Source organism: Methylobacterium gnaphalii, assembly GCF_007992215.1.
Lineage (GTDB): Bacteria > Pseudomonadota > Alphaproteobacteria > Rhizobiales > Beijerinckiaceae > Methylobacterium > Methylobacterium gnaphalii.
In genome coordinates, this window is record NZ_BJZV01000035.1 from 16,283 (window position 1) to 35,199 (window position 18,917).

Here is an 18,917-nt window from a genome sequence, read left to right on the forward strand (position 1 = left end):
TCAGATACCAGCGATACTGTCCACGGTTCTCGCCGCAAGCCTCGACCGTAACAGCGAAAGGAGTCGGATCGTCCATCGGTCGGTTCATCCCCATGCGTCCGTTTTAAAGCGATCTGAGCTTTTCCGCTATGCGGAGGGGTTGCCTGGTCAATTCGCCGATCCGGGTTTCGAGAGGCTGCGATGCAGGGCTGCCGCTGCCTTGTTGGGCAACGCCTCCGTGACAGTGCTCATCACCTTGTTCTTCAAGCCTGGAACCACCTTGTCGCGACCTGCCTGCAGGGCATCGAAGGCCGCTTTCGCTACCGCCGCCGGATCGTGCTTTGCGTCCGAGGCGCCGATCTTGGTGTCGAGCACGTCGGCTCGGTGGAAGAAGTTGGTCTCGGTCGCGCCCGGCATCAACACGGTGACGCCGACACCCGTATCCTTCAGCTCGCTGCGTAGCGCCTCGCCGAACCAGCGCAGGAACACCTTGGTCGCACCGTAGACCGCCTCGAACGGGTCCGGCATGGGACCCGCGATAGAGGATGTGAACAGGACTTTTCCGGCCCCGCGAGCGACCATGTCCTTGATGATCGAAACAGCCGTCGTTGGCTGACGGCCGATGACCACCCTGGGTACAACTTTGCCAGTTCGCATTCCAGATGAGACTCTGAGCAAGCCGCTTCCCGGTGAATGTGCAAATCGGTCCAAGGCGGCGTGAGCATTATGGGAAGACAAAGAACAGTAACTGCGAACGCTAGCTTGCAATTTTACTGCAACAGTTTCTTGTTCGGCATTAGACGATCAGCAGCGAACATGTTAAAAATAAGCAATCCGAACTAGAAATCTATGTTTTTCGCAGCGCCACTTTTGATTGCCAATTCGACAATTCTCGAGGCTACCGCAAGATCCTGCAATCCGACACCGGTGCCATCGTAGAGCGTAATTTCCTCTTCAGACAGCCGGCCAGGATGATCTCCGTTGATGACAGCGCCAAGTTCGACTACCGCATCTTGGTGGATCATGCTTGCCGCGACAGCGTGTTGACACTCGCCGATTGAAACCGATTGAGCGATCTCGTCGGTAAAGATCGAAGCAGTCGCGACCAGCTCGGCCTCCACTTCCTGCTTGCCTTTGGTGTCGGTACCCATGCAAGCGAGATGGGTTCCTGGCCGCACCTGAGATGCCTTGAGTATTGGAGAAAACGACGAAGTAATCGTTATGATTACATCCGACTCAGCACCAAGCTTTTCAAGTTCGACGGCTTCAAACGGCAAACCTGCTTCAGATGAAACGCCCTCTAGACGACTTAGCATACTCGGGTCGATATTCCATCCGAATACCCGCTCAAACTGACGCTGCTTCAATGCAGCGCGCAACTGAAAGGCGGATTGATGACCCGCTCCGATTATACCGATAGTTTTGGCGCCTTTGCGTGCGATATACTTAATCGATACGGCCGAGGCGGCTGCGGTCCGCAAGGCCGTCAGCAAATTACCGCCCACCACGGCTCGACAGCGTCCGGTGTTAGCATCGAACAAAAATACAGATGACTGATGGTTCGTCAGCCCGCGCTTCGTATTGCCCGGCCAGAACCCCCCGGATTTGAGACCGAGCGCAAGGCTCTCGCGATCGAAGCCGGACTTGAAGCCGTAAAGCGCGTCTGCATGACCTATTGCTTCGCGGATGACCGGGAAGTTGTAAGCAGACCGTTTCGCCATTGACGCAAATACACTTTCAACGGCATCAAATGCTTCATCCGGCGTAATCAGGTTCTGGACCTCACTCTCGGGTACGATATACATTTTCAGTGGCCTCGGTTGATTTCAGCAAGCGCGAATGGAGATCAGTAACCCTTGCCGCGCGCCGATATCGGCCAAAGAGTCTCTACCTTTCCGCGACGAACTCCCACGTACCAATCATGCACGTTGCAGGTGGGATCGCAGTGGCCTGGAACGAGCCGGAGCTTTTCATTGATCGAAAGAACACCGTTCTTGTCCTCGATGATTCCATGTTCGTCTGAGCACTTGATATACCTGACGTCTTCGCGGCCGAAGATGAACGGCAGTCCTGAATCGATCGATTGGGACTTCAGACCGGCATCGCAAATCGCTTTGTCGGACTTTGCATGACTCATCACGCTGGTGAGTATGAAAAGCGCATTTTCCCATTCGCCTTGGTCGATGCGCTTGCCGCTATCGTCCCGGATCCGGCCGTAGTCGGCATCCATAAAAGCGTAGCTCCCGCATTGGAGTTCGTTGAACACCCCGGAACTGGCTTCGAAGTAATAGCTGCCGGTACCACCACCGCTGACGAGCTCCGGCTCCAGATTGGCCGCCTTCAAAGCTTGTACCGCATCCTTGACCTGTGCGATCGCGGCATCGAGCTTGATCTTTCGATCCTCGTAGTTGTCGATGTGCTGCATTGCCCCTTGGTAGGCCTGCAAACCGGCAAACCGGAGACCAGGCGCAGCGTCGATCGCCTCGGCGATGGCTACAACAGTTCCAGCTGTGGTGACGCCGCATCGTCCGGCACCGCAATCGATCTCGACGAAACAGTCGAGGTTAGTGCCGTGTTTCCGCGCCGCAAGAGAAAGCTCCTCGACGTTCCGGGTGTCATCTACGCACACGATTATCCGCGAGCCATACTTCGGGAGGCGTGAGAGGCGATCGACCTTGAAGGGTCCGCGTACCTGGTTCGATACGAGGATGTCCTTGAAGCCGGCTCGCGCGAAGACTTCGGCTTCGGAAACCTTCTGGCAGCACACGCCCACGGCTCCGCCGAGTTCCTGCTGGAGCCGCAGCACGTCCACCGACTTGTGCATCTTGGCATGGGCGCGGTGACGCATTCCATGGGCCTCGGCGTAGCTGCCCATCTTTCTGATGTTTCGTTCGAGCGCATCGAGATCGAGTATGAGGCAAGGCGTTTCGATGTCCGCTTCGGCCATGCCCGGTATTGCCGGAATGTCGTAACCGACTTCAAGATCGGCGAATGCGTTAGCGATGTTCATAAGGATCCCCTGTCAAAGCCAAGGCAGCTTTTCGATGTCGACATTCCCACCGGTGAGGATGACGCCTACTCGCCGGCCGGCGAAAACCTGTTTGTTCTTGAATATTGTCGCGAGCGACACGGCGCTGGAAGGTTCGATGACGATTTTCATTCGCCTCCACGTGAGCTTCATTGCATCAATGATTTCGTTATCGGAAGCGGTGAGGATGTCTGCCACGTGGTTTTTTACGAAATTCCAGGTGATGTCTGTCAAAGGAACCTTTAGACCATCCGCAATTGTTTGCGGAGCGTCGTCGGCAATGATGTGGCCAGCCTTGAAGCTACGGCAAGCGTCGTCGGCTTGCTCCGGCTCCGCTGCGTAGATCTGAATGTCTGGAGCCAGGTTCGACAGCGTCAGGCAGCTGCCCGAAACCATTCCACCGCCGCCGATGGGAGCAATGACCACTTCGATCCCCTCTACCTGCTCGACCAGCTCCTTGGAGCAGGTTGCCTGGCCGGCGATGACTCGGGGGTCGGCGTAGGGATGGACGAACTCGGCACCCGATTTGGAGACCACTTCTGCGAAGACGGCTTCCCGCGAAGAGGTGGAAGGCTCGCATTCGACGATCCGGGCGCCATAGCCGCGTACTGCGTCTTTCTTCGCCTGGGGAGCCGTATGTGGCATCACGACCGTACAGGGTATGCCGCGTCGACCGGCTGCGTAGGACAGGCAACTCCCATGGTTCCCGGAAGAATGCGTCGCGACCCCGAGGGACGCCTGATCTTCGTTTAGGCCGAAGACCGCATTGACGGCGCCGCGCGCCTTGAACGCACCGGCCTTCTGGAAGTTCTCACATTTGAAGAACAACTCCGCACCGCATAGTTCATTGATGAAGCTCGACGTCAGAACGGGAGTGCGGTGGATGAAAGGCTTGATCCGGTCGTGAGCGACCAAAACGTCTGAAAATGTTGGTATCGTCATTGGGAAGCCTCACGCAGCCACTTTGTATCGATCGGCATGCGCTGCGCGGTAATGGTCCTGGGCGGCCGCCACGCCCGAGCCGAGCCTGATGGGGATGCCCACGTCGGCCATCGCCATCTCGGCGGCCGCTAGCCCCGAAAGCATCATGACGTCCGTAAGGCTGCCGAGGTGGCCGATACGGAACAGTTTTCCCGCCACCTCGCCGAGACTCACACCGAAGGCGACATCGTATTTCTGCGCCGCGTGGCTAATGATCGTATTGGCGTCGAAGCCTGATGGGGTGCGGATCGCGCTGACCGTTTCGGAGTAGAGGCTCGGCTCGGCAGCGCAGAGCTCCAGCCCCCATGCTGCTACCGCAGCGCGCACGCCGGACGCGATCCGTCGATGGCGCGCGAACACATTCTCGAGGCCTTCCGCCATCAGCATCTCGGCTGAAACCTTTAAACCGTTTAGCAAGCCGACCGCGGGTGTGTATGGGTAGGCGCCGTTGGCATAGCTGCGAGCCATGTCGCGGACGTCGAAGAAGGTCCGCGGCAAGTCGGCTTGCTCGATTGCTGCGATCGCCCTGCGCGAGAATGCAACGATCGCCAGTCCTACGGGGAGCATGAACCCCTTCTGAGAACCCGTCACAGCGACGTCCACGGCCCATTCGTCCATGCGGAAGTCCATGCATCCGATGGAACTGACGCCATCCACCAGGAGCAGTGCCGAATGCCCTGCGGCGTCGAGCGCCCGGCGAACGGCCGCGATATCCGACCTGACCCCCGTCGCGGTCTCATTGTGGGTAACCAGCACAGCTTTGATCAAATGGCTTTTGTCGGCTTTCAGGATTTCCTCGAAGCGTTCGACCGGAACGCCGGCTCCCCAGGGCGCTTCGACGACCTCGACTGCCAAGCGATGGCGATGACACATGTCGATCCATCGATGACTGAACATGCCATGGCGAGCTGCTAGAACTTTCTCGCCGGAGCTGAGCGTATTGGTAATCGCCGTCTCCCAGCCGCCGGTTCCGGTGGAGGGAAAGACGAATACCTCAGCGTCGGAGGCCTTTAGAACGTTTTTGACTCCAGCCAGAGCAGGATGAAGTATTTCCTTGAAAGCTGGCGACCGGTGATCGAGTGTTGAGAGATCAATAGCTCTTCGAAGAACATCCGGAATGTTCGTCGGGCCCGGAATGAAAACTGGATTCTGCATCGCCTTCCGCGACCTCCGCAATGATCGAGGAGAAGGCTACCACGCAGTAGTCGCGTATGAAATTTTTTTGAAAAACTTTTTTGCATAGCCCATTTAGATCGAATTCGTTATCGAACATAATAGGATAGCAGTTTTTCGCTGGACGACCGGCTCTCGCGATGCGTAGGTTGAGGTCGTCACCGAGATGGGACAGAGGTCGGTTTGGAGAAGAAGAAAGGTCGCCGCGGCAGACCAAGGAGCTTGAGCGCTGCACCAGCCCGAGGTCGAATACAGGCGGTTGACAGAACGTTGGACGTCATTGAGGCCCTCGCCGAGCGAGAAGGGTCGACATTGACGGAGTTGTCGTTGCGCCTTGGTCAGCCTGTTGCAACGATATACCGGATCTTGATCACGCTGGAGAGCCGCCGTTACGTCGAGGTCAATTCCGACACCCAGGAATGGCACGTCGGATCTCAGGTCTACAGAATGGGAGCCGCCTTTCTGCGACGGAGTGACGTCGTTGAGCTTAGCCGTCCTGTCATGCGCAGCCTAATGGCTGAGACCGGCGAAACTTCGAATCTCGGGATCGAAAAGAGCGGAAAGGTTCTGTTCGTGAGCCAGGTGGAAACGCAGAAATCCATTCGAGCGTTCTTCCCGCCGGGCACCCTGTCGCCGATGCACGCGTCGGGCATCGGCAAGGCATTGCTAAGCGCGTACGACGACAATCGGCTCGAGCGTTTTCTTCGGGCCGTTTCATTGGATCCATTCACCGAGACGACCTTGATTTCTCGTGAGGGTCTTATCGCAGATCTTCGAGTCGCTCGAGATCGCGGTTTCGCTCTAGATGACGAGGAGCGTACGGTCGGGATGCGATGCATCGCCTCCTGCATCAGGAATACATATGGCGAAGTGGTCGCCGGCATATCGATCTCTGGCCCCACCAATCGCCTACCTGATGATAAGATTGAGGAGTTGGGGGTTCAGGTGAAGAAGGCTGCGGAAGAAATCTCCAGCCGTCTCGGCGCACCGTGAACGTCGAGATCAAGCCGCACGCTCCGCAGGTCGGCTCCGGCGTCAAGGCGTCCCTACCGGTAGGCGCCCTCAACCGACGGCGGCGACCCGCTCCGTCTGCTGAAATTGGGCGTCCCCAATCTCGACGACTCCGGCTTCGCTCAAGCGCTGAACGTCTTCGAAACTGTATCCCAGAACCGATCGAAGGATTTCCGCTGTTCCCTCCCCGCGCAAAGGAGGACTTGTTGTGTACTCGATTGTAGTGTTCGAAAATTTTACCGGGTTAGCGACAAGCGGCGCGGTCGCACCGGACGCATGTGGGAGGTCGATCTGAAGTTTCCGGTGTTGCACTTGCGGATGTGAAAAGACCTTGTCGAGCGTATTAATCGGCGCGCAGGGCACCCCGATGGGCTCTAGAACGGAAAGCCACCAGTCCGTGGTCCGAGCTGCGAAGCAGCTTTCGAGTAAGCTTACGAGCGCTCCGCGGTTTTTGATTCTATCGGTATTCGTCCGGAACCGAACATCAAACGATAGCTCGGAAATGCCGGCTGCTGTGCAGAACTTTCGGAACTGGTTGTCGTTTCCGACAGCAAGAACCATGGAGCCGTCTTTGGTGACGAAGACTTGATATGGGGCTATATTGGGATGAGCATTGCCGTAACGCTTGGGAGGAAGTCCTGTTGTAAGATAATTTAAATTCTGGTTTGCAAGTACGCCGACCTGTACATCGAGGAGAGACATATCGATATGCTGTCCGATCCCAGTCTTCGAGCCGTGCAGTAGTGCTGCGATGATCGCCGTCGTGCTGTACATGCCGGTCAAGATGTCGACGATTGGCACGCCGACCTTTTGCGGCCCGCCCCCAGGCCTTTCGTCACTTTCACCAGTAAGGCTCATCAAGCCACCAATGGCCTGAATGGCCATGTCGTAACCTGGCACGTCCTTCATAGGGCCGGTCTGACCGTATCCTGTGATCGAGCAGTAGACGATTTGCGGATTGATGCCCCTCAAGCTCTCATAATCCAGGCCATAGCGCTTCATGTCGCCGACCTTGAAGTTTTCGACCAGGACGTCTGCACGTCGCGCAAGTTCGCGAACGATACGGCTGCCTTCCGGAGTAGAGATGTCGACGCAGACGGATCGTTTTCCTCGGTTAGCACTAAGAAAATAGGCGCTTTCAGTCGTATCGCTCTCGTCGTCGCGCCTCAGGTAGGGAGGACCCCATTGCCGAGTATCGTCACCGGTACCCGGCCGCTCGATCTTCCAAACTTCAGCGCCGAAATCGGACAGGAGCTGACCGACCCACGGACCAGCAAGTATCCTCGAGAGATCAAGGACGCGGTAGCCAACCAGCGGACCAGGCATAGCAGTTTCCTGATGTTCAATTTGGGCGGACCGGCCCGTCAACTCGACCAATCCTTCCCGAACCGTAATTGGTAGGACCAGATCGGTCAAACCGGCATGCGCGCCTGGCGTGTTACAATTTCGCGCGAAAGAGGTGTCGGCGGCTGTCAACCGCTCGACCGGGCAATGCGCCTTTGGCTAGATCCCGGGCGAATGTCGTGGCGGGGAAGCTAGTACGTTGGAACGGGAAGAGGGACAGGAGTTCCGCTCGGCGACGATCGCAAAGATCCTCGGGTTCATCCGAGAGCGGCGCTACGAACAATCGGAGCGGCTTCCATCGGAGCGAGACTTCGCCGAAAAGTTTGGAAGCAGCCGTGCTGCGATCCGCGAAGCTCTCGCCGCGCTCGAGGTCATGCGGGTCATTGAAAGACGACCGAATTCCGGGATCTATCTTCGCAGTTCCGGAGAACGGAGCATTGAAGCCCTTATTTGGCAAGCCGACTCGGGAATCCCCTTCACGGCCAGCGAGATCGCCAATGTCTTTGAGGTGCGGCGTATGCTTGAGGTTCAGGCGGTGAGATTGGCTTCGGCGAGGAGAGCGCCTGAAGACATACGTACGATCCGCGACATCTTGAGCAAGACGAGAGACCGGCTGGACGCGCTACATACCATCGAAGCAGAAGACGAGGCATTTCATATGGCAGTCTTCGCGGCAACTAAAAACGATATACTACTGCGACTTGTGAAATCGTTTTATGAAATGTCGCGACAGCGTCGACGGATCTATTTCTCAGAACAATCTCGGGGTCTAAGAGCCTACGACGATCATCGTATGATATTCAATGCTATCGAGAACATGCAATCTGACGAAGCCGAGCTGCGAATGAGCGAGCATCTTTCCCAGGCGGTGGAAGCTTGGCAGATCTTGCTCGGAACGTCGATCGAAGGTCCGCTATAATTTATCTTAGAGGCTGCATACGCCAGCGGGGCCAGATTTAAGTCAAGGCGTTCGGAGTGGTTCGACAGCTGGCCCGGTACTTTCCCTGACGACCAGTTCCGGCTCGAACTCGATCTGCAGAGTATCGATGGAGACGCCCTTCATCTGAGACAGGAGGTTCTCGGAGGTCAGGTGCCCGATACGGACCGCATCGGAATGGATGGTGGTCAAGGCGGGTGACATCAGACGCGCTAGGCCCCAGTCACCGAACCCCGTGATCGAGATTTGCTTCGGGCATTCGAGGCCCTGGCGCCGGCACTCCGCCACGGCCGCCGCGGCGATCATGTCATTGCCGGCGACGATAGCCGTCACGCCAGTTCGGGCAGCGAGGAGTTCGCGGACCGCCTTGCGGACGTGATCGGGTTCGAATGCGGTGGCGTAAATCTTGAGCGAGGCCGAGGGAATGCCGTGGTTGGCAAGTCCTTCTCGCGTTCCGGCCAGCCGTTCCTCCGACAGCTTGTGCCCTTCGAGGGGGCCGGGGAGGACCGCGAACTTCATGTGCCCTAGGCCGACGAGGTGATCTGCGATCTTCGTCATCGCGAGCTTCTGATCGTAACCGACGGTCGGATGGATGCCGCTACGGTCCGTCGCCCACATCAAAACATACGGCACGGCTTGACGCTGCAGTAAAGAAAAGACGTCGTGATGGTGGCTAGATCCGATCACGGCAAGTCCATCAACACCCCGTTCGATCAGCGCGCGCATGATGCGCATTTCAGCCTGATGCCCGCCTCTATGGCAGGTTAGCAGGACAGTATAACCGAGTTGCTCAAATTGGCTCTCTAGCGTGTCGATCGCAACTGCATAGAGCTCATTCAGGATGGTTGGCGCTACGATCCCGATCGTAAGAGTCCGGCCCGAACGCAACACGCGCGCGGGAGCAAACGGTACGTAGTCAAGCGAAGCGATAGCGTCCTGAACCTTTTTCAAGGTGTCGGAGTGCAGAGAATTAGGCTTTGCAACGGCCCGCGACACAGTCGAGATCGAGACCCCTGCCAAAGCTGCCACTTGCTTCAAACTGATTTTTTTTTTGACCACGTTATCGGTCCTCGAACGGCGCTATGCGGTCTAGCTCCGCCAGTCACTGCTACGCGCTAAGTGCTTTCACGCGCAACATTCCTGACGTTGCTGAACACGAACGGCGAACTTCTGCAGCAGGGACCTGTCGCTAATCGACCGGCCTCGGCAATCGGCAGGATTGTTCGTGGCGCCATTGACTCAGATGGAATTTTTGGCATCATCGTTCATAACATCGTTTGCAAGATGCCTAAATCTTTGCCGGGAAAAGCGTTCTGCTTTTTTTTTGCCAGTCGTTGCAAACGTTGTCATCGGAGAAAGTCTGCAGGGAGATGGGGTTCATGGACGCCACAACGACCGATCGTCGCAGGAAGTTTTATGGTTGGGGTTACGAGAACGACGTGGTCTCGCAGGCCGAGGTTGCCGAGTTCGAGAAATCTTGGACCGCCCTTCTCGGCGTCAGCGACTTCAGCGCTCGTCCTTTCCCTACCGTCGACAGCGTTAAGATCCGCGATCCCAGGGTCAGGATCCCTGCGTCGCTCGAAGGCGTCTGTACGGCGGACAAGCACGACCGTCTCTACCACACGTATGGAGCTGGAACGGTCGACGTGGCCTACTCGGTGCGCGGCGAGTTCAGAAACCCGCCGGACGCTGTGGCCTATCCGCGTACCGAAGACGACATCGTTGCACTCTACCGTTGGTGCGAGAACGACTGTCTGGCGCTGGTCCCTTACGGCGGCGGCACGAGTGTCGTCGGTGGCGTTAATCCGCCGACGCACGACCGCTATCGCGGCGTCGTTTCCGTCGACATGAAGTATTTCGATCAGGTCCTTGAGATTGACCGAACCTCCCAGTCAGCACGGATCCAGGCTGGCGTGCTCGGTCCTAGTCTCGAGCGCCAACTGAAGCCAAGCGGCTTGACCATGCGCTTCTTCTTGCAGGCGTGGGAATTCTCTTCGCTTGGCGGCTGGATCGCCACTCGGGCAGCCGGCCACTACGCAACCGTCTACACCCAAATCGACGACCATGTGCAAAGTCTGAAGGTCGTCACCCCCGCTGGTAACATCGAGTCGCGCCGTTTCCCCGTTTCCGGCTCCGGCCCAAACCCGGACCGCCTCTTTCTCGGTTCCGAGGGCGCTCTCGGCATCATCACCGAGGCATGGGTTCGCCTGCACAAGCGTCCGACACACCGTCAGATGGTCAGCGTAAAGTTCACCGAATACGACAGGGCTGTTGAAGCAACGCGCGTCATCTCACAGGCCAATCTCTACCCTGCGAGCGCCCGGCTCGTTGAACGTGAAGAGGCTGCCTACACCGGATCGAGCGATGGAACGTACGACATTCTCGTGCTCGGCTTCGAATCGGCCGATCATCCCGTCGACGTGTGGATGAACCGGGCGCTCGAGATCTGCGGTGATCACGGAGGCAACTGGGATGCGGAGGTACTGAGCGGGGATGTGAACGCAGACGCGGCCGCTAAGAGTTGGCGCGACAAATTCCTACGGGGCCCCTACCTCCGCGAATATGCCATCGCACGTGGTGTGATGCGCGAGACGATGGAGACTTGCATCACCTGGGAGCGCTTCGCTCAGCTTCGCGAGCATGTAAAGGCCGAGACGCATCGAGCCATTAGGGAGGTCACTGGTCGACCTGGGAGCGTGACCTGCCGGTTTACGCACATCTATCCCGACGGTCCGGCTCCATACTTCACTTGGTTCGCGTATGGCGACAAGGATCGCATCCCCGAGCAGTACATAGCGATCAAGAAGATCGCCGAATCCGCCATGGTGGATGCCGGCGGGACGGTAACGCATCACCACGCTCTCGGCCGCGATCATCGCCCCTGGTACGATAAAGAACGCCCTGAGCTATTCTGCTCCGCAATGAAAGCGGCAAAGGACATCTTCGATCCCCGCGCGATTCTGAATCCGGGTGTCCTCTTCGATCCTTCGTGATTGGCCTCAAGATCGGGGACGCAAGTCTCCGATCTCAACAGACGAAAAACGGTTCAAGCCAATTCAGTCCAACGCGCCGAAGAGTGCTAGCTGAAATATATGGGCCTTTATTACTGCCCAGGGAGTCGATACGTCCCATCAATCCGCCAATACGGACAAGCTCAGCCAGGGCGCGTACTGACGACGGGAGGAGAAGGGTGATGAATGCCACCGATACGCAAAGTATATTCATCGTCGTTACAATGGTCGTCGTCTACATGGCGATCACAACGTGTCTGACGTTCCACTTTCGATCGAAAACAAACTCCGACTTCATGACGGCGGCTCGCTCGGTGCCGGCGGTAGTTATCGGTATCTTGCTGATGTCAGAATTCATCGGACCGAAGTCTACGGTGGGCGCCGCGCAAACCGCCTTCGAGTCCGGAATGGCCGCATCATGGGCAGTGCTGAGCGTAGCCATTGGCTTTCCTCTTTTTGGAATATTTCTTGGACGGAAACTTTATACGTCGGGCGAATACACGATCTCAGCAGCGATAGCTAAAAGATACGGTCGGTCGACCCAACTGACCGTCTCGTTAATCATGATCTACGCTCTGCTACTCGTGAATGTAGCCTACTACGTAAGCGGAGCAGCAGCTCTCTCTAAAGTTCTGCATCTGTCGATGCCAGTCGCCGCGTTCCTCATTGCGGGAGTGAGTACCGCCTATTGCATGGTCGGCGGCTTGAAGAGTGCCGCCTACGTCTCCGTCGTTCATACGTCAATAAAATACATCGGCGTCATGATCGTTACTGGTGTTGCACTTTATATGTCCGGCGGCATCAAACCGATGATGGAAACGCTGCCATCTTATTATTTTACATGGGACGGAAAAATTGGTTTAACGACAATTTTTGCTTGGACTGTGGCAAATATCGGCGCAATTTTTTCCACGCAATACATCATTCAAGCCATTTCTTCGCTCAAAGGTCCTGAAGAAGTGCGGAAGTCGACATTCATTGCTGGAGCTCTCTGCGTTCCGATCAGCATTGCGCTCGGTCTGATCGGCGTGTCGGCTAAGTTTCTCTTTCCTGAAATGAAAAGTCTATTCGCCTTTCCCGTATTCCTTAGTCATATGTCTCCTTACTTGACCGGAATAGTAACGGTTTCCATAGTTGCGTCAGTTCTGGTGGGTGTTAGTAGTATTGCTCTGGGAATATCGGCTTTAATCGTACGCGACTTCTATGTCCCGATCTTCAAGCCATCCTCGACGTCCGAGTTGCAGATGTCCCGCCTGGTGTCCATTCCGATCGGCTTCATACCGTTAATCTTCGTTTTCTTCGCGCCAGAAGTCCTCCATCTATCGTTCTTCACACGAGCTCTCAGACTATCGATCGCGGTTGTTGCAATATTTGCCTTCTATCTACCCCTCTTCGGGAGCAATCGTGGCGCAACGACAGGTCTTCTTGCTTCGGCGTTAAGTACTACGGGTTGGTATTTGCTGGGAGATCCGTTCGGAATAGACAATATCTACGTAGCCTTTGCTACACCGGCGATTGTGATGGTTTGCGATGCTACAGTGTCGCGAGTTTTCTTCAGGACTAGCTCGGTAATCCCTTCGTCTCCCGTTGGACAGGGCGACGCTTGATGTGTGGCGGCGCGGTTTGTCTCTGGACCACGACGAACCGCCGTCCGTCGGCCCGTTAGTAGTTGGAGCATCGGATGACCATATATCGACTGGGTAATATTAGCCCAGACATCGACCCAAATACTTATGTGGCACCGAGCGCCGCTGTGATCGGCCAAGTACGGTTGGAAGCAGGCGTCAGCGTCTGGCCGAGTGCCGTACTTCGCGGCGACAACGACCGCATCACCATCCGCAGAGGATCGAACATCCAGGACGGCGCTGTCCTTCACGTCGATGGCGAGCATCCGCTCGATGTAGGCGAGAATGTCACCATAGGGCACGCCGCTGTCCTTCACGGATGCACCATCGGAGAAGGCAGCCTGATCGGCATACACGCGACTATCCTCAACGGTGCGGTGATCGGTAGCTCAAGTATCGTTGGCGCTGGAAGTGTCATTCCCGAAGGCAAGACTTATCCCGCTCGATCGCTGATCCTCGGAGCGCCTGGAAAAGTCGTTCGGCAGTTGAAGGACGAGGAAGTCGAGTGGATGGTATTGAACGCCCGACATTACGTTATGCGAGCGGCACAGTTTCGAGATGAACTCACGCCAGTGGATGTGGAGTCATGATCCAATTCCCAAGTCCGAACAAAGAGATCATAGATCGTCGCCTTGACATCATTCAAGATCTCGCCGCGTTGCTCCCCGGCGAGTCGCTCATTCATACGAAGGAAGAACTGAAGGCGTACGACACCGACGCGTTGACTGCATATCGTCGAGTTCCATTGGCCGTAGCCTTGCCGACAAAGACGGAGGAGGTTGCTGCTGTCTTGGCGTACTGCAACCGATACGGGGTCAAGGTTGTCGCCCGAGGCGCCGGGACGTCTTTGGCTGGCGGCGCAATTCCGCAGGAAGATGCGATCGTGGTCGGACTGTCGAAGATGAGCCGGTTGCTCGATGTGAACTATCGGAACAGGACCGCGCGCGTCCAGGCGGGCATGACAAATCTTTCGATAAGCGATGCTGTAGGGTCGGACGGATTTTTCTATGCACCCGATCCATCTAGCCAATTGGCTTGCAGCATCGGGGGAAATATCGGGATGAATTCCGGAGGAGCTCATTGCCTGAAATATGGCGTAACGACCAATAATCTGCTCGGCGTCAAAATGGTCCTTATCGATGGTACGGTTTTAGATATTGGTGGCGAGCACCTGGACGCAGCCGGATACGATCTTCTGGGACTGGTTTGCGGATCCGAGGGCCAGCTCGGCATCGTCACCGAAGCGACCGTTCGCATCGTTCGAGCGGCGGAACAGGTTCGGGCAGCACTGATGGGCTTCGATTCAGCGGAAGCTGCTGGCGCCGCCGTCGCCGAGATTATTGCCGCGGGCATCATTCCGGTGGCGCTGGAATACATGGATCGGACCGCCATTCAGATTTCCGAGAACTACGCAAAGGCCGGCTATCCACTCGATGTAGAAGCCATGCTTATCGTCGAAGTCGAAGGGACCGAAGAGGAAAACGACGCGACTCTTCGCGAAATAATCAATAGCGCATCCAAACACGGACCGCGTAACGTTCGCGTCGCACAGAACTCAGTCGAGCGAAATGCTATCTGGAAAGGCCGGAAGGCTACATTCGGGGCGACCGGGCGCATCTCGGACTACATTTGCATGGACGGGACGATCCCGACGACACAGTTGCCCTATGTGTTGCGCCGCACCAGCGAAATAATTGCAAGCTACGGGTTGAGGGTGGCGAATGTGTTTCATGCTGGCGATGGAAATCTTCATCCACTCATCTTGTTCGATATCAACCAGCCAGGCGAAATGGAGAAGGCCGAAGCGGCAGGCGAAGAACTCCTCAAGCTCTGTGTTGAAGTCGGCGGGTGCCTTACCGGCGAACACGGCGTCGGCATCGAGAAGCGTGATCTGATGCACTTCCAGTATTCCGCAGTTGATCTCAATCAACAAATGCGCGCTCGAGCGGCCTTCGACCCGGCGTGGCTCCTGAATCCAGCAAAGGTCTTTCCATTGACCGCTAGAATTGCCGCGTAGAGCGCCGCCGGATGAATAACTTTGTGATTCATAGGCCATCCAGCGAGCAGGATGCTGCAGCCATCATTGGAGACGCCGCTTCCAGGCGGGTCGCTCTGCGACTGGAGGGCGGCGGTACGAAGTCGTGGATCGGTCGGCCGGTATCGGCCCAGACGGTTTTGTCCTCGTCCGGGATGAGTGGCATCACGCTGTACGAACCCAGCGAACTCGTCGTTCGAGCCCTTTCCGGCACACCTGTCGAAGACATTCGGGCTTTGCTTGCTCGCCATGGGCAGGAGCTGCCCTTTGAACCGCCTTCATATGAAGGTCTGTACGGCGGTCGAGGCGGCTCTACGATTGGTGCTCTCGCAGCAATGAACCTGTCGGGGCCGCGGCGGATATCTGCTGGAGCCGCGCGCGATTGCCTTCTCGGGATCCGCTTCGTCAACGGCCGTGGCGAGATCGTTAAGACTGGTGGGCGCGTGATGAAGAACGTCACCGGCCTCGATCTTGTGAAGCTGATGGCGGGTTCGTGGGGCACGCTGGGTTTTATCACGGAGGTGGCGTTCAAGGTTCTCCCCCGCCAGCGGGCGACGGCAACCTTGAGGCTGGTCGGCCTTTCCGACCGGGGTGGCGTGAACGTTCTCACCTCGGCAATGGGATCGCCCTACGATGTAAGCGGGGCAGCCCATGTTCCTTTCTCGTCGAGAGGAAACAGCGAAACACTCATCAGGATCGAAGGGTCTGCTGCGTCTGTCGAGGCGAGAGCCGAACGTCTGAGGAAGGTTGTAGCCGAATTCGGCAGCATTTCGGTCGTCGATACCGAAGCGTCATTGAGCATCTGGACTTCGGTCCGTGAACTCGGTCCTCTGCAACTGCGGCCTGATGACGTAGTCTGGCGGCTGTCTGTGCCTCCGGATCGGGCGGTTGACGTTATCGAGACAGCTAACGTCAACAATCGAACTGGCGCGCGCTGGTTCTACGACTGGTCGGGCGGCCTACTATGGTTGGCGCTGCCGATACAGGCTGACGTCGACTCCGGACCAATACGTTCCGCCGTCGGCACCTTCGGCGGACATGCCACTCTGTTTAGGGCGCCCGAAGAGTTGAGGCGTCAAGTTCCGGTGTTTCACCCATTGTCAGCTCCGGTCATGGCGATCACGAACAATCTCAAGAAAGCATTTGATCCGTCGAAGATCCTGAACCCGTTTCTGATGTACGATCGGATCTGAATATGCAGACTAATTTCGCCATAGAACAATTGGCCAATCCGGTGATGCAGTCGTCGGAAAAGGTTCTGCGCACTTGTGTTCACTGTGGGTTTTGCACCGCGACGTGCCCAACCTACCTGTTACTCGGGGACGAACTAGATAGTCCTAGAGGCAGAATCTATCTCATCAAATCGATGCTTGAGGATAACGCGAAGCCCACAGCCGCGGTCGTCAAGCATGTCGATCGTTGTCTTTCGTGCCTCTCCTGCATGTCGACTTGCCCCTCCGGCGTGAACTACATGCACCTTGTCGACCATGCGAGAAGCTATATAGAGAAGAACTATGATCGACCGCTGGCGGACCGTTTTTTCCGGCTGATGCTCGCGAAGATACTGCCGTTCCCGGCACGTATGCGGGCCGTGCTGCCTCTGGCGCGCGCAGTATATCCGCTCGTCAGTGTGTTGAAGCGATTGCCGAAAGTCGGAAACCGACTCGCGACAATGGTCGCGCTCGTTCCCGAGCGGCTTCCCAGATCGGCGGAGCGGATTGAGAAGCCGGTAAAGGCTCAACGACGTGTCGCTATCCTTCAGGGGTGCGCGCAAACGGTACTACGGCCCTCCTACAATGCGGCAGCCAAAAGACTGCTCGCGAGACACGAGATCGAGGTCGTCGAAATCGCAGGCGAGAGCTGCTGCGGGGCGCTGGTTCATCATCTGGGCCGGGAACATGACGCACTGCGTTTTGCCAGGAACAACGTCGATGCCTGGATCGCGGAGATGGATCGTGGACTCGAGGTCATTCTCATCACTGCCTCCGGATGCGGAACGACGATCAAGGATTACGGATTCATGCTGCGGCATGATCCGGAATACGCCGGCAAGGCTGCGCGCGTGTCCGCGATCGCGAAGGATATCACAGAGTTTCTGGCGTCCTTCGGTCAGCTGGAATTCAAAACCCGAAGCGGAATCAAGGTCGCCTACCATTCTGCTTGCTCGATGCAGCACGGACAGCAGATTCGTACCGAACCCAAGGCTCTTCTCGGAGAAGCCGGCTTCGATGTCTGGGACATTCCCGAAGGTCACATCTGCTGCGGATCCGCAGGCACCTACAATCTTCTTCAGCCGGAAATAGCTGGTAAGCTTCGCGATAGGAAGCTCGCGAACATCGCAAAGATCAAACCCCAAGTAATCGCGACTGGAAATGTTGGGTGTGCCGTTCATCTGGAGACTGGTACCGATATTCCCGTAGTACACACCATAGAATTGCTTGATTGGGCAACGGGCGGCCCCTCCCCGCCTGAGCTCGAGGGCATACAGCCCCCAAGATCCTGATCGCTCAAAGCTTTCGAAGTCCTAACGACTTCGGACGGCGGCCGACAGCTGGAAAAAGCGCGTCGGCCGAATGGGAATAAGTGCCAGAAATAGGAGCAAAACATGCATGATCCTCTCAATATTCTTATACTTGGGGCCTCCTATGGGTCGTTGATGGCCACGAAGTTGGCGATGGCGGGCCATGCCGTGACTATAATCTGCTTGCCGCACGAGGCTGCGCTGATCAACGATTTTGGAACCACCGTTCGATTTCCACTTCGAAATCGGTCTGAAATGGTTGAGGTCAGATCGAAAGCTCTCGGTGGCTCAATTGTCGGCGCGAGTCCGGCCGACGTGAATATTGATACGACAGATCTAGTCGTGCTTGCGATGCAAGAACCTCAGTATGCTGCCGAAAGCCTTCGCAACTTGATGTTCGATATCGCGACCCGGCGGCTGCCTATGATGTCGATCATGAATATGCCTCCGAAGACTTTTCTGCGCAGGATGGTCGGTGTCGACGCCGATGCGTTGAACGAGTGTTTCGCCTCGTCAGCGGTATGGGACACTTTCGATCCCGACATGATGACGTTGTGCAGTCCCGACCCGCAGGCATTCAGACCTCCAGAGGACGGATTGAACGTTCTCCAGGTCACATTGCCGACGAACTTCAAGGCCGCCGCGTTCGCACGTCCGGGCGATACGGCCCTGTTGCGGACCCTTCAACGAGACATCGAGAGCGCTCGTTTCGGTCTTGGCGAGGAGAGCGTCGAAATCCCGGTGAAGCTTAAGGTTCACGACTCTCTGTTCGTTCCGACCGCTAAGTGGGCGATGTTGCTGACGGGAAACTACCGTTGTGTCCTAGCAAACGGAACTCGCGCAATCAGAGAAGCCGTACATTCGGACATTCAAGCATCTCAAGCAGTTTACACCTGGGTGCAGAAGGTCTGCGTAACCTTGGGTGCGTCTCCGGATGATCTCGTGCCCTTCGAAAAATACGCTGCCGCGGCTCAAGGTCTTTCAAAACCATCGTCAGCAGCACGTGCTTTGTTTGCGGGAGCGCCGCATATCGAGCGGGTAGATCTGCTCGTTCAAAAGATCGCTTCGCAACTCGGCATGAGGCACGGGTTGGTCGACGAGACCGTCAATGCTGTGAACCACCGGCTCGAGATCAATCGGGCGGCCCAGTCGTCGCACCAGATCAAAACAGCTTGAGGGGAGTACACACCATGACCCAGCCGCTAGAAGGCATCAAGATCATCGATTTCACCCACGTCCAGGCTGGTCCTGCCTGCACGCAGCTCCTTGCCT

Annotated in this window: 17 protein-coding genes; 10 read left to right on the top strand and 7 right to left on the bottom strand. The window is 56.8% G+C overall.

Annotation, left to right across the window (positions count from 1 at the left end):
• Positions 1-147: 147 nt before the first annotated feature.
• The 5 genes from MGN01_RS20535 to bhcA all read right to left on the bottom strand — a co-directional run bounded on the left by MGN01_RS20535 (position 148) and on the right by bhcA (position 5,143).
• Positions 148-636: an SDR family NAD(P)-dependent oxidoreductase gene (locus MGN01_RS20535; RefSeq protein WP_147048698.1), complete on the bottom strand. Its 489-nt coding sequence runs from the start codon at positions 634-636 to the stop codon at positions 148-150.
• Between the two features lie 182 nt (positions 637-818).
• Positions 819-1,784: an iminosuccinate reductase BhcD gene (bhcD, locus tag MGN01_RS20540; RefSeq protein WP_147048699.1), complete on the bottom strand. Its 966-nt coding sequence runs from the start codon at positions 1,782-1,784 to the stop codon at positions 819-821.
• A gap of 41 nt (positions 1,785-1,825) precedes the next feature.
• The gene (bhcC, locus tag MGN01_RS20545; protein WP_147048700.1) at positions 1,826-2,989 is read right to left on the bottom strand and encodes a 3-hydroxy-D-aspartate aldolase BhcC; all 1,164 of its coding nucleotides are present in this window, start codon (positions 2,987-2,989) and stop codon (positions 1,826-1,828) included.
• Positions 2,990-3,001: 12 nt separating this feature from the next.
• Positions 3,002-3,949: a beta-hydroxyaspartate dehydratase BhcB gene (gene bhcB, locus MGN01_RS20550; protein WP_147048701.1), complete on the bottom strand. Its 948-nt coding sequence runs from the start codon at positions 3,947-3,949 to the stop codon at positions 3,002-3,004.
• A 9-nt stretch (positions 3,950-3,958) separates the two neighbouring features.
• On the bottom strand, positions 3,959-5,143 hold the full coding sequence (gene bhcA, locus MGN01_RS20555) for an L-aspartate--glyoxylate aminotransferase BhcA (RefSeq protein ID WP_147048702.1): 1,185 nt from the start codon (positions 5,141-5,143) through the stop codon (positions 3,959-3,961).
• Between the two features lie 201 nt (positions 5,144-5,344).
• On the opposite strand from bhcA, the gene bhcR reads away from it, so the two are divergent.
• Positions 5,345-6,154, top strand: a complete 810-nt coding sequence (gene bhcR / locus MGN01_RS20560) for an HTH-type transcriptional regulator BhcR (protein ID WP_147048703.1) — start codon at positions 5,345-5,347, stop codon at positions 6,152-6,154.
• 69 nt (positions 6,155-6,223) lie between these two features.
• On the opposite strand, the gene MGN01_RS20565 is transcribed toward bhcR, so the two are convergent.
• Entirely contained in the window at positions 6,224-7,498 is a 1,275-nt protein-coding gene (locus MGN01_RS20565) for a CaiB/BaiF CoA transferase family protein (protein WP_147048713.1), read from the bottom strand.
• 217 nt (positions 7,499-7,715) lie between these two features.
• Here MGN01_RS20565 and MGN01_RS20570 point away from each other — a divergent pair, with 217 nt between their 5' ends.
• Positions 7,716-8,435 (top strand): FadR/GntR family transcriptional regulator, encoded by a 720-nt coding sequence (locus MGN01_RS20570; RefSeq protein ID WP_147048704.1) that lies wholly within the window; start codon positions 7,716-7,718, stop codon positions 8,433-8,435.
• A 42-nt stretch (positions 8,436-8,477) separates the two neighbouring features.
• Here the strand turns inward: MGN01_RS20570 and MGN01_RS20575 are convergent, their stop codons facing one another.
• Complete coding sequence (locus MGN01_RS20575; protein WP_147048705.1) at positions 8,478-9,512, bottom strand: LacI family DNA-binding transcriptional regulator; 1,035 nt, start codon at positions 9,510-9,512, stop codon at positions 8,478-8,480.
• Between the two features lie 320 nt (positions 9,513-9,832).
• Here MGN01_RS20575 and MGN01_RS20580 point away from each other — a divergent pair, with 320 nt between their 5' ends.
• From MGN01_RS20580 to MGN01_RS23955, 8 genes are all read left to right on the top strand, one after another.
• Entirely contained in the window at positions 9,833-11,446 is a 1,614-nt protein-coding gene (locus tag MGN01_RS20580; RefSeq protein ID WP_147048706.1) for an FAD-binding oxidoreductase, read from the top strand.
• A 200-nt stretch (positions 11,447-11,646) separates the two neighbouring features.
• On the top strand, positions 11,647-13,071 hold the full coding sequence (locus MGN01_RS20585) for a sodium:solute symporter family protein (protein ID WP_147048707.1): 1,425 nt from the start codon (positions 11,647-11,649) through the stop codon (positions 13,069-13,071).
• 74 nt (positions 13,072-13,145) lie between these two features.
• A complete protein-coding gene (locus MGN01_RS20590) occupies positions 13,146-13,679 on the top strand; it encodes a gamma carbonic anhydrase family protein (RefSeq protein WP_147048708.1) in 534 nt (177 codons plus the stop codon).
• On the top strand, positions 13,676-15,106 hold the full coding sequence (locus tag MGN01_RS20595) for an FAD-linked oxidase C-terminal domain-containing protein (RefSeq protein WP_147048709.1): 1,431 nt from the start codon (positions 13,676-13,678) through the stop codon (positions 15,104-15,106). The genes MGN01_RS20590 and MGN01_RS20595 overlap by 4 nt, the downstream gene beginning before the upstream one ends.
• A gap of 11 nt (positions 15,107-15,117) precedes the next feature.
• A complete protein-coding gene (gene glcE, locus MGN01_RS20600; protein WP_147048710.1) occupies positions 15,118-16,317 on the top strand; it encodes a glycolate oxidase subunit GlcE in 1,200 nt (399 codons plus the stop codon).
• 2 nt (positions 16,318-16,319) lie between these two features.
• Complete coding sequence (gene glcF, locus MGN01_RS20605; protein ID WP_147048711.1) at positions 16,320-17,627, top strand: glycolate oxidase subunit GlcF; 1,308 nt, start codon at positions 16,320-16,322, stop codon at positions 17,625-17,627.
• 102 nt (positions 17,628-17,729) lie between these two features.
• Positions 17,730-18,821 (top strand): Rossmann-fold NAD(P)-binding domain-containing protein, encoded by a 1,092-nt coding sequence (locus tag MGN01_RS20610; protein WP_147048712.1) that lies wholly within the window; start codon positions 17,730-17,732, stop codon positions 18,819-18,821.
• A 14-nt stretch (positions 18,822-18,835) separates the two neighbouring features.
• Positions 18,836-18,917, top strand: an 82-nt coding sequence (locus MGN01_RS23955) for a CoA transferase (RefSeq protein WP_147048964.1), incomplete at its 3' end; no start/stop codon positions are given.